This window comes from Microcoleus sp. AR_TQ3_B6, assembly GCF_036702785.1.
Taxonomy (GTDB): domain Bacteria; phylum Cyanobacteriota; class Cyanobacteriia; order Cyanobacteriales; family Microcoleaceae; genus Microcoleus.
In genome coordinates, this window is sequence record NZ_JAUBVJ010000013.1 from 59,077 (window position 1) to 73,159 (window position 14,083).

The 14,083-nt window shown below is 45.7% G+C and carries 14 protein-coding genes; 11 read left to right on the top strand and 3 right to left on the bottom strand.

The genetic code is table 11. From position 1 onward, the window contains the following. Positions 1 to 82: 82 nt before the first annotated feature. Complete coding sequence (locus QUB56_RS09250; RefSeq protein WP_332954854.1) at positions 83 to 259, top strand: hypothetical protein; 177 nt, start codon at positions 83 to 85, stop codon at positions 257 to 259. Here QUB56_RS09250 and QUB56_RS09255 read toward each other — a convergent pair. Next, positions 246 to 1,622, bottom strand: coding sequence for a cytochrome P450 (locus QUB56_RS09255; protein WP_332954855.1), 1,377 nt, complete (start codon positions 1,620 to 1,622; stop codon positions 246 to 248). The genes QUB56_RS09250 and QUB56_RS09255 overlap by 14 nt on opposite strands. Before the next feature lie 138 nt (positions 1,623 to 1,760). Continuing rightward, a complete protein-coding gene (locus QUB56_RS09260; RefSeq protein ID WP_332954856.1) occupies positions 1,761 to 2,366 on the bottom strand; it encodes a hypothetical protein in 606 nt (201 codons plus the stop codon). Between the two features lie 830 nt (positions 2,367 to 3,196). Between QUB56_RS09260 and QUB56_RS09265 the strand changes: the two genes are divergently transcribed. The 10 genes from QUB56_RS09265 to QUB56_RS09310 all read left to right on the top strand — a co-directional run bounded on the left by QUB56_RS09265 (position 3,197) and on the right by QUB56_RS09310 (position 13,030). Then, on the top strand, positions 3,197 to 3,763 hold the full coding sequence (locus QUB56_RS09265) for a COP23 domain-containing protein (protein WP_332954857.1): 567 nt from the start codon (positions 3,197 to 3,199) through the stop codon (positions 3,761 to 3,763). A gap of 140 nt (positions 3,764 to 3,903) precedes the next feature. After that, positions 3,904 to 4,197 (top strand): hypothetical protein, encoded by a 294-nt coding sequence (locus QUB56_RS09270; RefSeq protein ID WP_332954858.1) that lies wholly within the window; start codon positions 3,904 to 3,906, stop codon positions 4,195 to 4,197. A gap of 31 nt (positions 4,198 to 4,228) precedes the next feature. Continuing rightward, entirely contained in the window at positions 4,229 to 4,396 is a 168-nt protein-coding gene (locus tag QUB56_RS09275) for a hypothetical protein (protein WP_332954859.1), read from the top strand. A gap of 106 nt (positions 4,397 to 4,502) precedes the next feature. Beyond that, positions 4,503 to 5,699 carry a transposase gene (locus QUB56_RS09280; RefSeq protein WP_332954860.1) on the top strand — a complete coding sequence of 399 codons (1,197 nt, stop codon included), beginning with the start codon at positions 4,503 to 4,505 and terminating at the stop codon, positions 5,697 to 5,699. 126 nt (positions 5,700 to 5,825) lie between these two features. Beyond that, the gene (locus QUB56_RS09285) at positions 5,826 to 7,064 is read left to right on the top strand and encodes a COP23 domain-containing protein (protein ID WP_332954861.1); all 1,239 of its coding nucleotides are present in this window, start codon (positions 5,826 to 5,828) and stop codon (positions 7,062 to 7,064) included. 195 nt (positions 7,065 to 7,259) lie between these two features. Next, entirely contained in the window at positions 7,260 to 9,500 is a 2,241-nt protein-coding gene (locus QUB56_RS09290) for a phosphoketolase (protein ID WP_332954862.1), read from the top strand. A gap of 79 nt (positions 9,501 to 9,579) precedes the next feature. Next, on the top strand, positions 9,580 to 10,176 hold the full coding sequence (locus QUB56_RS09295) for a Uma2 family endonuclease (protein ID WP_332954863.1): 597 nt from the start codon (positions 9,580 to 9,582) through the stop codon (positions 10,174 to 10,176). Positions 10,177 to 10,339: 163 nt separating this feature from the next. Further along, positions 10,340 to 11,464, top strand: coding sequence for a DUF262 domain-containing protein (locus QUB56_RS09300; protein WP_332954864.1), 1,125 nt, complete (start codon positions 10,340 to 10,342; stop codon positions 11,462 to 11,464). Then, positions 11,464 to 12,123: an MAE_28990/MAE_18760 family HEPN-like nuclease gene (locus tag QUB56_RS09305; protein WP_332954865.1), complete on the top strand. Its 660-nt coding sequence runs from the start codon at positions 11,464 to 11,466 to the stop codon at positions 12,121 to 12,123. Before QUB56_RS09300 ends, QUB56_RS09305 begins: the two co-directional genes overlap by 1 nt. A 508-nt stretch (positions 12,124 to 12,631) precedes the next feature. Next, complete coding sequence (locus QUB56_RS09310; protein ID WP_332954866.1) at positions 12,632 to 13,030, top strand: Uma2 family endonuclease; 399 nt, start codon at positions 12,632 to 12,634, stop codon at positions 13,028 to 13,030. 128 nt (positions 13,031 to 13,158) lie between these two features. Here QUB56_RS09310 and QUB56_RS09315 read toward each other — a convergent pair whose 3' ends face one another. Then, positions 13,159 to 13,977: a methyltransferase domain-containing protein gene (locus QUB56_RS09315; RefSeq protein ID WP_332954867.1), complete on the bottom strand. Its 819-nt coding sequence runs from the start codon at positions 13,975 to 13,977 to the stop codon at positions 13,159 to 13,161. Positions 13,978 to 14,083 lie beyond the last annotated feature (106 nt).

A 14,083-nucleotide genomic window follows, 5' to 3' on the forward strand; every position in this document is an offset into this window, starting at 1 on the left:
GAGATATCAAGAGGACTATTGCAATCACCCACTTTTGCTTTGAGGCTGTGTTTGCAAAGCTCCTAGTATTTTAGACTGAAAGTTGAAAATTCAGAGGGTGCGATCGTTACAGGTGAAGGATTATAGCTATTTATCTGTAGCGGGTGCTACAAAAAATGGTGGCATTGGCGGACGATCGCAGATTCTCCCTAAATTGTTGGCACTCAAAGCTGAAAGTTCGATCGCCCGCTGCAACTGCTGCGACTTTAAACCCCACTAGCAACAGGTTCACGCTTCTGCTGCGACATCCGCCGCCCCAGCAGGGCCATCCGCACGCCGCCGGCAGGCCCTATAGTCACCCCTCGGCGTTTGGCCTGTACGGGCTTTTTCTGGGCCAATACGAGGTCGAAATCCCGCAAAATGGTTGCCAGCACCAGTTTCATCTCCAACTGCGCCAGCGCCAAGCCGATACAGCGGCGGCTGCCGCCTCCAAAGGGCAAATACTCGTAAGGCGAGAATTGCCTCTCCAAAAACCGTTCCGGTTTAAATTGCAGGGGTTCTGGATACAAATCCTCCCGTCTGTGGGTCAAATAAATCGAGCCGAAAACAACCGTGCCCGGTTCGAGTTGATGTCCCATCAGTTCCACGGGCGTGAGAACTTCTCGCGCAAACGTCAGCATTGCCACCGGATAAATTCGCAGTGTCTCCTGACAAACTGCACTCAGGTAAGGTAAGCGGAAAATCGTCATGGGGTCGGGATTTTCCCCCAAACTGTCCAATTCTTGCAGCAACTTCTGGCGCACCGAGGGCAAGTGGTGAATCCAGTAAAACGCCCAAGCTAGGGCCGTTGCTGTGGTTTCGTGGCCTGCAAACAGCAGCGTCATCAACTCGTCGCGCAATTCTTCATTGGTCATTGGTTGCCCGTTTTCGTCGCGCGCGGCCATCATTAAGCTGAGAATGTCGGTGCGGTTGGCGTCTGGTTGCAGTCTGCGTTCTTCTATTTCGGCATAGATTAGTTCGTCAATTTTTCGCTGCCCCTGTTTCATTCGTCCCCAAGGACTCCAAGAACCCCAATCTTGCTGCATCCAGTCGAAAAATAGCATACTCGATCGCAGGGGAGAGTTGGTCATATCGAGGACTGAGGCAAGTAGTGGTCTGAGTTTTTGTAACCGCGGCCCGTCATCAAGGCCGAAGACAGCTTGCAAGATTACCCGCATGGTGACTTCCTGCATGGCGCTGCGGGCTACAAAAGGTCGATCGACCGACCACTTGCTGGCAACATCTTGAGCGATACCGCAAATTAGTTGGCCGTAATTCCGCATCCGTTCCCCGTGAAAAGGTGGCATCAATAATTGGCGCGATCGTTTGTGCCTTTCTCCTGAGACCATAACCATGGATTGTTCTCCCAGCATGGGTTTGAGAATACTATTCAGGCTGCCTGGAGCGTGAAGCGCGTTGCTGGTGAGCATCTCCTGGACAGCTTGCGGGTGGTTGATCATCACCAATGGCTCCATGTTGCCAAATTGAGCTGTGAAAATGTCGCCGTATTGCTTGGCACATTTATCCAGGTATGTCAGCGGATCGCTGATCCATTGAATTAGCTGCACAAAGCGGGGGGTTTTGGGGCCGTTAGGTAGTGTCATAGGAATTACCGGGGTTTTGGTCACAGGACTTAGCAGCATCAACAAATCTCAAAGGGTTTGAAGGTTTATTCAATCCCTCCCAAACCTTTTTTTTAAGGAGAGAAGTGCGTCAGTCCCATCTCCAATAATTTTAATAGCTTATTCTCTAACCGTGTTCAAAATGTCCTTCCCAAGCTCTGTAAAACGCACAGTTTTAATTTGCCAAGGAGCATAACTGGTTAAAGTTTGGCGCACGCCCCCGAACAAACCTAACATCTGACAACTCGACAGATTTTGCAATTTCTGCCGCGAATTTCCGGAGGCTCGCAGATCGACGGTAGCTATTCCGAGACGGCGATCGATCCTGAGCCGATAACCAACCAAACCAAGACTATCGAAAATCTGCTGCTTTAACACTTCATTAACGGCCAAAGACATTAACTGGTTGTCTGGGCCTGTAACTGTTTCCGGCTTCAGATTTTGACACAGATTGTCTACCTTATAAACCCTAACGGTGACAGCCTTCTCCGATCCTACGGAACTGCCTAAAACTGAGGCAACAGAGTTAAAGGGCTGGGGTGCTTGAGTCGATCGATCGTCAATTTGATTTCCCGTTAGCTGTAGGTGTCGCAACGGACGGGCGCTTGCTGGGCGTTGGCTCTGGTTTTCGGCCGAGTTAGCTGCATCTGAGCTAGAAAAACTGCTAGCGCCGAGCAGAATTAATCCAGTTGCTAAATACCCCAACTGTTTGCAGATACGGTTCATAGTTTTTAATACTATACGAAAGCTCAGTGTATAGAGGGGAAATTTTGGTAGTATCAAGCACTTAATCCCGAGCGCACTCACTTAGAAGTATTTCTGGCAGTACGGAGAAGAAAACAAGTTAAGAGTGCTTGTTAATACTTTTATTTTAGTGTGAGATAACGTAAGAGGGTATTACCGCTCAAGCGTCCCCCCCTGCGGTACCCGTATGTCAGCATATCCAGCTCTCGACCGAGTTCGCAAGTGATATAAAATACCTTGTCAGTTGTGTGATGTACGCTTGCAACTCGATTCATCCCAACGTCTGAGGTGCAAAGCCTCTTTCTAGTTGGCGAAAGCCTGAGTTTGATTAGAAAGCCTGAGTTTGATTAGTAGTAATCAGCACATAATTCAGACTTGGGCGCGCATTTTAAGCTCGCCTTCGGAGCGCATTCCCTGTAACGGAGCCGAAAGCCAAGTTACAGCGAATGCGCAAGTCCCGAATCATATCAGGACTTACGCATCAAGACCAAAGAAACCGGATTTTTAACCAGGGCTCACGGCTGCAACGAAGTGTTTTCGTAAAAAAACCGGTTTCTAGGCAAGTCGCGAACCAAATAATTCCGAAGTCAGCGGATCTGTAAGGACTAAGACCAACGGGCACTCTCAAATCGACTTGTAGGGTGCTCTACTACTTTGATTAGGAACCGATTATCAATGGTTTCGGATTGTATAGCACCTTACTAATTGTGACACTTGCGTCCAGGACTGTGTGATGACCTAGCGCTTCAAGGGTGTTATCACAGGATTGGGGAATTTTTGTGTCGAATCCCATCAAAAAGAGTGAAAACATCATGAAACAACAATTATGGACAAAAGTTTTGGTGGCAACAGCTTGCGCCCTCAGCGGGCTGACGGTTGCTTTTGAACCGAGTTACGCTCAGCGAGCACCGCGGGAAAGTGGATTTTGGTGCAGCACCTCAACCGGTGCGCCGGTGACGGTGTACAAAAACCCTCAAGGTGCTATAGAGCCTTGGATTGAGTGGACTTCTAATTATTTCTCCGGTTCAGGTTACGATCCGGTAACTCGCTGTCAATTAGTGAGTCAACGCCTCGAAACCTATCGCCGCCAACGGGTGCTCAAGTATATTACTGCGGGCCAGATGAACGGCCAAAATGTCATTTGCACGGCGAATCAAGTCAATGGGCGGTGTGAAAATTTGATTTATACCCTCAGACCCGGCCAAGACCCGATCGGCTCTTTGTATAATTTGTTGGCTTGGCGCCAAGGATATGTCGGGATGCCCTCCTTTGATGAAAGCAGTAAAATTCCTTACATTGATGTCACAGGAAAGCTAGAGGAAAACACTGCTGATGAGGCGCAACTACCCCCTTTTTCCCCGTTCTCGGGACTGCCTTAAAGATTGGTAAATTTTCAATCCCATCGCCAATTCCGGGGGTTGAGGTGGAAAACTTGGCGCGTCAAACAACGGTACGCATCCAGACGGCGCAATCTTCGGGTTCGGGGACGATCGTCCGGCTGTAGGGGCAAACCTATAGGGTGCTGACTAATTGGCACGTGGTGGCGATCGTCCGGGGCGATCGGACAATTGTCACCGACGACGGCCTCCTCCACCGACCGCTGGGAGTTCCGAGGCGGCTGGACGATACCGATCTGGCGATCGTTGAGTTTCTGTGTGCGATCGAGTATAAAGTAGCACCGAGCCGGCGCCGAGCCGGCAGCGGTGGGAGAGCCAGTGCGATCGGCCCGATTCCCTGCGGGTGTACAGGTGTGGGCTGTAGCGCGGGGGTTCGTAGAACTGCTGCTGCCCACATCTTTGCCTCAAGGTTCTAGCTTGGGCTATAACCTTGAGGTTAAAAGCCGTATGAGTAGCGGCCCGATTTTTAATGCCAAAGGTTTCTTGGTTGGGATGAACGGTCGAGGCAACTATCGAGATCCTGATTTTGAAGTCTATGCTTTTGAAGATGCAACTGAACCGACAGCGGAATTGTTAGAGGTGATACTAAACGGCAGTTTTATATACTTTTGGTGACATTAAAAATATATTGGACAAAAAAACACGGTTTTCTTGTCTTTCGTGGGCTGTGACTGGTAAAATAAGTATCAGAAGAAGGCAGTCCTGACTCGCTCCCCAGCCTATGTACGCCCTCAAGCTAGAACTAAAAGTCAACAATTGTGAACGTACAAGGATGGCGCGACACGCCGGTTACGCTCGATTTTGCTATAACTTAGCTCGTACCCTTTACTTGGGCGTGATGGATATCAAAGTTAGGCGTACTCGAAAAATTGCCCTCATCAAAAAAACCTTCACAAACTTCATCAAAAAAGAACCCGAATATCAATGGACTAAAACTTTATCATCCCGCGTCGATCAAAATGCTTTCATTGCCTTCAATAGCGCCCTAGAACGTTTTTTTAAAGATAGAGGTGGCTTTTCTAATTTTAAACGCAAGAAATCCGGGAACTCCTTCACTGTAGACATCAGCAATGGATCAGTATTTCTGATAGCTGGCAATCGGATAAAAATTCCTACAATGGGAACGTTTCGCCTGAAAGAAACTATCCGGTACAACTGTTGCTCTCAAACATTTACAATCAGTCGCACTGCGGATAAATGGTACGTCAGTTTTACAATAAAAGCCGACAAAATCCCCCCTTTGTATCACTCAGTCTCCGCCCCGACAGGCAGAGATTTAGGAGTTTCTACCTTTGCTACTTTGAGTGACGGTACGGTATACCAACTGCCCTATTCCCTAAAAACAGCGAAAATCAAGCTACGGAAACTACAGTACCGCAATAGAAACAAGCAATTAGGCAATAGAAAACTTGGAATTAAATCCTCGAAAAACACTCAGAAATTTTATCGAAAGCTTACCAAAAAACACGCTGATATTGCTCAGAGGCAACGACATTTCTTGCAGAAAACAACGACAGAAATCAGTCAGCAGTATGCCCACATCCGCATCGAAGATTTAAATATTTGTGGGATGCTGGCAAATCACAAACTGGCTGCTGCAGTTGTAGACTCAGGATTTTATCAATTTCGACGCTTTCTCACTTATAAATCTCCTTTTTACGGCACTATTGTCGAACTGGTAGATAGATGGTATCCCTCATCTAAAACTTGCTCAAGGTGCAGCCACCTTCAACCGATGCCACTTCAAGCGCGAGTGTTTGTTTGTGAGGCTTGTGGTAACAATTGTAATCAAGACTTGAATGCTGCGATTAATTTAGCATCAGTCTCAAACGATCGAGTAAGGGTGCGTCGTCCTGAATTAACGCCTGACCAGGAGAAGGAGCCGACTCCCTACGCAGACACAGTTCGTAAGTTTTAAGTGTCCGAGATGTCAGTCTTGTCCGCTTTATGTCAATCTTATGTAGCAGAAGATGGTTAAATCCAGTTGGGTAATTCCTATCAGTATATATTTGCAATTCGTCTCGTCTCATCTAGGGAGTTAGCGATGTATTCGTGGGGTTTGCGGTTTGACGCGCTGACAATCATCTTGACCGGTGCAGTAACGGTGGCTGCGGTGGTCGGTCAACAATATGCTGCTTGTGCCAAAACAGCCCAAGAAATTGCCCAGCTAGCGATATTAACAACGGTGGAAGTCAACAATACGCTGGGTTCTTCTGCTAGCGGCTCTGGAGTAATTATTGCTAAACAGGGGAATATTTACACTGTTCTAACGACGAACCACGTAGTAGCAAGCCTCGCCCAAGAATACAGCATTCGCACTCATTTAGAAAAAAATTATAAAGCAATCAAAATACAGCGCATTCCGAAAAATGACACGGATATAGACTTGGCATTGGTACAGTTTCAGAGCCGAGAACAGTATCCAGTAGCCCCAATGGGGGAGTCGAGACGTGCTGTTGTCGGTTCTACTATTTACGTTGCTGGCTATCCGCTGCCCATCGCCTCTGGATCTGAAAGACAACTCGAGTTTACTAGTGGTATTGTATCTTCTCGCCTTGGTCGCACATCATTGGGGTACGGACTGCGCTATCAAGCTGTGACCAGGCGCGGTATGAGCGGCGGGCCTGTATTTGATGCTGATGGGAGAGTTGTGGGAATTCACGGTCAGGGAGATACTGTCGGCACAGTGAGGAGCCAGTGGAACGGTCAGATTGAGGAGATTAAAACCGGGTTGAATTCAGCGATTCCGATCGATGCTTTTACGGCGTTGCTATCACAAACTAAGCCTAGGGGGTTTGATATTCTCAGCAATATTTCTATCAGCCGCGGCTCTAGCCAAAGCCAACAAAACCTCGGTCAGGGGGGCTTTGTGTGCGATACATCCACGGGAGAGCCGGTGACTGTGTATCAAAATCCCCAAGGGTTTAGGGAGCCTTGGATTCGCTGGAATTCTAATTTCTTTTCTAGTTCTGGCTACGATCCTCTGACTCGCTGTCAACAAGTGACTCAGCGCCTGGAAAATTACAAGCGCAACCGACAGCTAAATTATGTCACTGTCGGTGTGGTAAATAACCAGAAAGTGATTTGCACGAGCAGTCGCGTTAACGGCCCCTGCGAAGGTTTGATCTACACGCTCCGTCGCGATCAAGATCCTGCTCCTGCACTCAGCAGTTTTTTTGTTTGGCTGGCGAATCAAAAGGCTAGACCTTCTCTTTTTGAAAGCAGCACTGCGATTTATATTAATGTCGGGGAACGGCTGGGGTTAGACATTAGCGAACCCTAATTGGTACTCAGCAAGGATTTTTTTCCGGCTCTCACGCCCTGATTTGTTTCGGGAAAAGTGGGGCGCTCTCAGCTTAAATTTTGAGATATTTTATTTATTTATCATGCGATATAGCAGAAATAATGATTTTTTGCAACAAGGAAGCTATAAAATTACTGTTACATTAATCAAATCTAAATTTTTCAGGTATAAAGCATGACTGCAACTACGCCGAAGGCAACGTCAGCAATTCCCAGTTTTTGCGAAGGAATCCAGTATTTCTCCGAGAGTGTGCCGGGTTTTGAGACTTACGGGAAAGCACCTGCGATCGCCGAGGGGAGCAAGTCGATCGCCGATCCTGCCGATCCCGTCGCCGTCTTTCAAACGATGCTGGGAGCAGACGCCCTGCGCTACCTGACGCTGCAAGTCACCGCCAGCAAGGCATCGGGACATCCGGGGGGTTTTGCTAGCCAAGCTGAGGCTTATGCCGCTTTGGTGATGCTCGGACACAAGAACATTGTCACTGAAGTCGGCCATCACGCGCCGGGATTTTACAGCGCCATGTTTCTCGATCGATCTTTGGAGGATATGGGAATTGTTAACGTGCAGCAAATGCGCGATAAATTCCGAGAAAAAGACGGTTTGTTAGGACATCTTTCCGGTTTCATTCCCGGCCTTTTAGCACCGGCCGGCCCCCTCGGACAAGGGCAGCATTTCGCAATGGCTGGAGCGCTATTGCACCGCGAAAAACTGTTTGCTTTCACAATGGGCGACGGCGGCATGGGCGAACCCTATCCGATGAGCAGCATGGCACATTTCCACACAGCTTATCCCAGCGTTACTAACTTTTTGCCTGTGTTGGTTTGGAACGGATATTCTCAGGAACATCACAGCATGGTTTCGACTAAAACTAATGCTGAAATGATTGCTTATTGGCAAGGCAACGGTTTTGAAGAAGTTATCTTAGTTGATGCTAAGGAATTTGACGATCAAAATCAACCGGAAGATTATGTTGACAGCACTGCTTTTTCTTTCGATCAGCGCATGGCATTTACCAAAGCTGTTTTACAAGGAGTTGAGAAAGCGGCAAAATCGGCTCTCGGCGGCAAATTAACTGCGTTTATTATTAAACAGTTGAAAGGTGCTGGCGTCCACGCGCGCGGAGCAAAATCTCACAACCTTTATCCGAAAGATACCCTGGATGCTCCGCACATTATCAGTGCTTTAAAAGAGCGCGCTTTGACTGCTGCTGCTTGGGAGTTGGTGCGGACAAATTGCGAGCGTGCGGGCGGCGGGCCGGCGGCGAAAACAGTTGTTACTGAGTTTACATTGCCGCTGCCAGATTTAGGCGAATTGCCTTTGGAAGAATTTGCAGTTGCGGGAGAACCGAAGATTTCGACAACAGCAATGGGGGTTTTGGTAGGGAAAGTTGGCGAGCGCGATCGTACTTTTCTTGTCACTAATGCTGACGGCAATGAAGCCTCGGCAATTGCCAATATCAACCAAGCTCTCAAAATTATTCACCCGACGACAGATGACCTGTACAATCAATCGCCCAACGGCCAAGTTTACGAACCTTTGAGCGAAGATGCTTGCGCTGGTTTAGCCGTAGGTTTATCGCTATTCGGAGCGCGGAGTTTGTGGTGTTCCTACGAATCTTTTGCCATCAACGGTTTACCAATTTGGCAAACTGTAACCCAAGCAATGGCAGAATTGCGCCGTCCAACTCCGGCAACTGTCACCTTATTTACAGCGGGTGCACTGGAACAAGGCCGCAACGGTTGGACCCACCAGCGGCCGGAAATTGAGGCTTATTTTGCGGCGATGATGCGGAACGGAAATGTGTTTCCTTTATTTCCACCGGATGCTAACAGCATTCAAGCTTGTTATGAGTGGGCTTTGACTGCTAAAAATAAGGGAGTTGTGATTACTGCAAGCAAGTCGCCGCTGCCAATTCGCACTACTCTTGAACAGACTCGCCAAGGTTTGCAAGACGGTGCAATAGTGCTGCACGAAGTCGATTCCCCGCAAGCTTCCCAGAATCAAGGGGGGAGCAAGAAAGTTGTGTTTGCAGTTGTCGGCGACATGACGTTAATGCCAGTGTTTGAAGCGGCGGCATTTTTGGAAACAGAAGGGATTGGAGTGCGGATTGTTTCTGTTGTGAATCCCCGGCGTTTGTACCGTCAAGGCGATGTTGCTTGGGATACTTGTTCGGAACCTGACGGCGGCTTTTTGAGCGATGAGAAATTTGCCGAATTGTTTGGGGGAGATGCCTTGATTGGCGTGACAGGCGGCGCTTCTGGGATGTTGGAACCTGTGATGCTCCGCAGCAATTGCAAGCGGGATACTTTCGCTTGGAAGCGGGGGGAAACTACTGCTAGTGCTGGTCAGTTGATGGCGTTTAATGGGTTGACTGCTGAGGCGTTGACTAAAAGGGCGATCGAGCTAGTTCATTAAGTTAGAATGTGAGTGAATGCCCCTGCCTGGTTTGTCCTGGGTAGGGGCTAGTAATATTTAAAATAGGATGGTGATACCTGTGACTGCACAACTTTTAGAAGAAAGAGGTACGCTTGCGGAACAGCGATTGCTTCTCCCCGGTTATTATACTTGGGAGCAATTTGAGGATCTCGAATCTTTGATGGCAGACTCTCCGGGTTTGCGGATAACTTATCTTGATGGGTGGATCGAGTTTATGACATTGGGCGAAGCACATGAAAGCTTTAAAAAAGCGATCGCTATATTACTGGAAGCATACTTTTTTGAACTCGGAATTGAATTTTTTCCTGTAGGGAGTGCAACTCGTAGAGACCGGGCAAGAGATGTATCATTTGAACCAGACGAGTCTTATTATATAGGTTCAAGAAAAGAGCATCCCGATTTAGCCGTGGAAGTAACTATTACTAGCGGTAGCACAAATAAACTAGCTAAATATCTGCGACTTCGCATTCCCGAAGTTTGGTTTTGGGAAAATAATCGGCTTGCTGTCTATCGGCTGCGCGAGGATGATTACGAGCAAGTTTTAAGAAGTGAGTTTTTGCCGGAGTTGGATTTAGAATTGTTGGTACGCTGTGTTTTAATGCCTTCAATACTTGAGGCAAGACAGGAGTTTATTAAGGGGATTCTGCCGCAGTAATTTGGTTGATTAATAAGACTAACGCAACAAATCCCTTGATATGCTATAATTGCAGGGTTAAACACTGACTTTTTGTCAACCGCCACGCAACACAGTAGAATAGCTAAGTATTCCTATTCTACAGAAATGGTTATACATAACAAAATTTAACACACCTTGAACTATGTCCCTGCAAGATGAAATTGATAAAACAAGGCAAGAAATTCGGACTGATGGCTACTCAATGTCTATTGGAGAGTGGATCAGCCTTTATGAAAATAGTGAGATCGATATTCATCCAAATTTTCAGAGATTTTTCCGTTGGTCAGATCATCAAAAATCAACCTTCATAGAATCAATTTTGTTAGGTATACCTATTCCACCAATTTTTGTTAGCCAAAGAGATGATGGTGTTTGGGATGTTGTAGATGGTGTTCAGAGACTATCAACAATATATGAATTTGTCGGTATTTTGAAAAAAAATGAAGCAGAAAAAGATGAAGAAGAAAATAATAATGCAGAGCCAGTAGCTTTACAAAAAACTACATATTTAGCTTCTTTAGAAGGTAAAAAATGGGACGATCCAAATGACAAAGATAATTCTTTAACTCAAACACAACGTTTATTGATTAAGCGCTCAAAAATTGCCGTCAATATTGTTGAGAAAGAAAGCGACAAAATGATTAAATATGAGCTATTTCAGCGACTGAATACAGGAGGTTCAGTTGCTACACCTCAAGAAGTAAGAAATTGCATTCTTTTGATGTTGAATCAAGATTTATATCAATTGATGCGTTCACTTGCCGATTATGAATCATTCAAAAAATGCACCGCTTTAAGTGATAAACTCTATGAAGAACAGTATGATATGGAATTAGTATTACGTTTCATACTTCTATTTGATAGGGATGAGAAAAGCGTTAAAAAATTGGGTGGTGATATTCACGTTTTTCTAACATACGAAATGCGTGAAAGGGCTTCTAATAAAAAGTTAGATTATCACCATATAGAAACTGCATTCAAAAAAACATTCGATCTTCTGAATGAAACTACAGGTGATGATAGTTTTAAGAGATATAAATCTGAACAAAAAAGGTTCCTTGGTGGTTTTCTATTATCCGCATATGAAGTGGTAGCGTTGGGAATCGGATATAACTATAAAAATCTACCTCAAACAAACCAAATATCTGATCGTATAAAAAGTATTTGGTCACATCCAACTTATAAAAAATGGTCGGGAGCAGGGGTGAATGCTGCAATACGTTTACCTTACCTGGTTCCGCTTGGTAGACAAGTATTTTCCCCCTAATGAGTATCCGAACTCCTGAAGAATTAAGTGATAAACTTTCAAATGATCTTGCTTGGCGAAAGAAGGAACTTTCAGAAGTCAAATCCTTGGTAGAAGCGAAAAATGTTTCTCCTCAAAGGCATAGTGCATTGATCCGGAGTGGAATATGTATTCTTTATGCCCATTGGGAAGGTTTTGTCAAATTAGCATCAAACAGTTACCTAGAGTATGTTGCAATGCAAAAGCTTCGCTACGATCAGCTTAGTAGCAATTTTCTGGCTCTGGCAATGAAGACAAAATTGAACGAGGCTAAAGACACAAATAAACCCTCATTATATATACCTGTTTGTGATTTCTTCCTTTCTAACTTAAATACTAGATGCTCTTTGCCATACAAAGACAAAGATGCAATTTCGACTGCATCCAATCTGTCTTCTGACATTTTGAAAGAAATAACTTCTACTCTGGGAATAGACTTTTCCGTTTACTCTACTAAGGCCGTACTAATCGATATTAAGCTTTTGAAAACAAGAAATGAAATAGCACATGGTAACTATTTGACGGTTGACAGAGAAGAGTATATAGAGTTACACACAGAAATTATGGGAATGCTTGATATATTCAGCAATCAAATTCAAAATGCTGCTGTAAATAAGGATTTTATGCGGAATTCACCTTAGATAAGTTATTTTTTTATACTGGTTTGAAGCTTAGTCGCGGATGTACAATCGCCAAGGCCCGCATTTAGTTGATTTCACATTGAATTACCGATACAACCAGATGTACGATCGAGCATAAGGGCACAGTTGAGCCGACGCCGACAACCATTGGCTCTCACAAAGAGCCTTTGCGCGATCGGCTCCCAGGATTTGTTAGACTTGTAGGTGTAAAGTTACTAAGCTCAGAAATATGAACACTTATAGCTTTGATAGGATTCTATAGCTAGTCCAAGAAGTGTCTGAGGAGGAGCAAATAACTTTAATCGATTTGATTAAAAGATGACGCATAGAAAAACGGAGAGATGAGATTGCTCTCAATATCGCTCGGATCAATTAGTAATACCTTCAGGGGCAAGTATTCCGAGGGACAGTAGATGATGTGATGACAGAGTTAAAGCTATGAGAACCCTCGTATTAGCATCTTCATTCAAACGAGTATTCAAATCCTTAGTTCGACGAGAACCTGAGATTGGAGGGGAAAATAGCGACTCAACTCAATTTATTGGCTGTCGATCGCTTTTACCCTTCACTGAAAACTCCTAAGCTGAAAGGGAAGCTATCTGGAGCATGGGCTTGTACTGTAAAATATGACAGCCACGAAAAACTCAGAGTCGATCGGCGCAACGGAGTGCAAGAATATCTCCTTTGGCGAGTTTATAATTGCGAATTAGAGGGGTTTCACTTGAGGGATGGCGAATACGTGCAGCTTGAACCTGATGGTGACGGGATAATTTGTTCGGAAGTTTTTCCGGGTTGGCAGTTGGATCAGTTTGCTTTGTTGGCTGGGGATTTAGCGAGAGTGTTAGAGGTTTTGCAGCAGGGATTGGCTGCGCTGGAATATCAGAGTTTTGTGGAAAATTTATCTTGAATTTATGAGACAAGATTGCAAAAGTCCTTTTAATCAAATGTTCGGACGGGCTAGAAGCCCATCCCACAATAAAAAAAAATTGTGGGATGGGCTTCTAGTCCGTCTTAGTTATTTTTGCAAGATGTATATTAATGTTTTTCCCCGCAAGCCATTAGCCAAAAACTCATCATTAATCGTCTATCGCCCGCAGCTAAAAATTCATCCCGCGAAACCAGATAGCTTTCTATGTCTGACTCTGAAATCAATCCCTGTTTGACCATTTGTAAAATGGGCCCGGAGTCCAGCAAAGGTTCAAATGCTTCAATTCCGATAATATCGCTGTGGCTGACAGCCACTTCTAAATCAACGCTAACAAATCCAACTTCTTTCAGAAGCCGACACAGATGTCGTCCAAAGTATGCATTGCCACCCCGCAATGCCGTTACCTGGTTTAATTTCTTCCTGAGATTCTCCACTGACAAAGGTGGATCTGTCAGCCAAAACAGATCCCCATCGGCATCGATAATTACCAGTTTTCCCCCAGGCTTCAAGATGCGGAATATTTCTCTAGCTGCTGCGACGGGATCGGGGAGGTGAAGGAACAGCAAACGGGCGAGCGCGAAATCAAAACTGTTAGCAGGTAAGCCCGTATCCCCAACCGATGCTTGGACGTGATTTACTCGCTCGCCCGCTTTTTGGTGCAAATATTCTGCTGCTTTTTCCTGCAGTACGGGGTCAATTTCTACCGCTGTTATCGAACTGTTGGGCAGCAATTCTACAAGTTTTTCGGTGAAGAATCCCGGCCCGCTACCCGCTTCGATAACATTCATGCCGTCGGTCAAGCCGAACCACTTTAAAGTGCGCGCTTCCTTGGCCCAACTGAGGTTAACTTGAGCTTTTAACCGCTGGATTTCTGTCTCAATGTCTCGATTGAACGTGCTTGCTTGATACGAACCTTCTGCTGTCATAAAATTATCGTTTTTCTTGCTGGACGCCTAGATTTTATACCATTTTTCCAATCGTGCACCAGTAATCTTCGGGTGCGTCGCTCGCTCGCTCCCTAAATTTAATCGA

Bases quoted from the DNA above. Each gene is read 5' to 3' on its own strand.
- QUB56_RS09255 (WP_332954855.1), bottom strand. From the start codon at position 1,622: ATGACACTACCTAACGGCCCCAAAACCCCCCGCTTTGTGCAGCTAATT.
- QUB56_RS09260 (WP_332954856.1), bottom strand. From the start codon at position 2,366: ATGAACCGTATCTGCAAACAGTTGGGGTATTTAGCAACTGGATTAATT.
- QUB56_RS09265 (WP_332954857.1), top strand. From the start codon at position 3,197: ATGAAACAACAATTATGGACAAAAGTTTTGGTGGCAACAGCTTGCGCC.
- QUB56_RS09275 (WP_332954859.1), top strand. From the start codon at position 4,229: ATGAGTAGCGGCCCGATTTTTAATGCCAAAGGTTTCTTGGTTGGGATG.
- QUB56_RS09280 (WP_332954860.1), top strand. From the start codon at position 4,503: ATGTACGCCCTCAAGCTAGAACTAAAAGTCAACAATTGTGAACGTACA.
- QUB56_RS09285 (WP_332954861.1), top strand. From the start codon at position 5,826: ATGTATTCGTGGGGTTTGCGGTTTGACGCGCTGACAATCATCTTGACC.
- QUB56_RS09290 (WP_332954862.1), top strand. From the start codon at position 7,260: ATGACTGCAACTACGCCGAAGGCAACGTCAGCAATTCCCAGTTTTTGC.
- QUB56_RS09300 (WP_332954864.1), top strand. From the start codon at position 10,340: ATGTCCCTGCAAGATGAAATTGATAAAACAAGGCAAGAAATTCGGACT.
- QUB56_RS09305 (WP_332954865.1), top strand. From the start codon at position 11,464: ATGAGTATCCGAACTCCTGAAGAATTAAGTGATAAACTTTCAAATGAT.
- QUB56_RS09315 (WP_332954867.1), bottom strand. From the start codon at position 13,977: ATGACAGCAGAAGGTTCGTATCAAGCAAGCACGTTCAATCGAGACATT.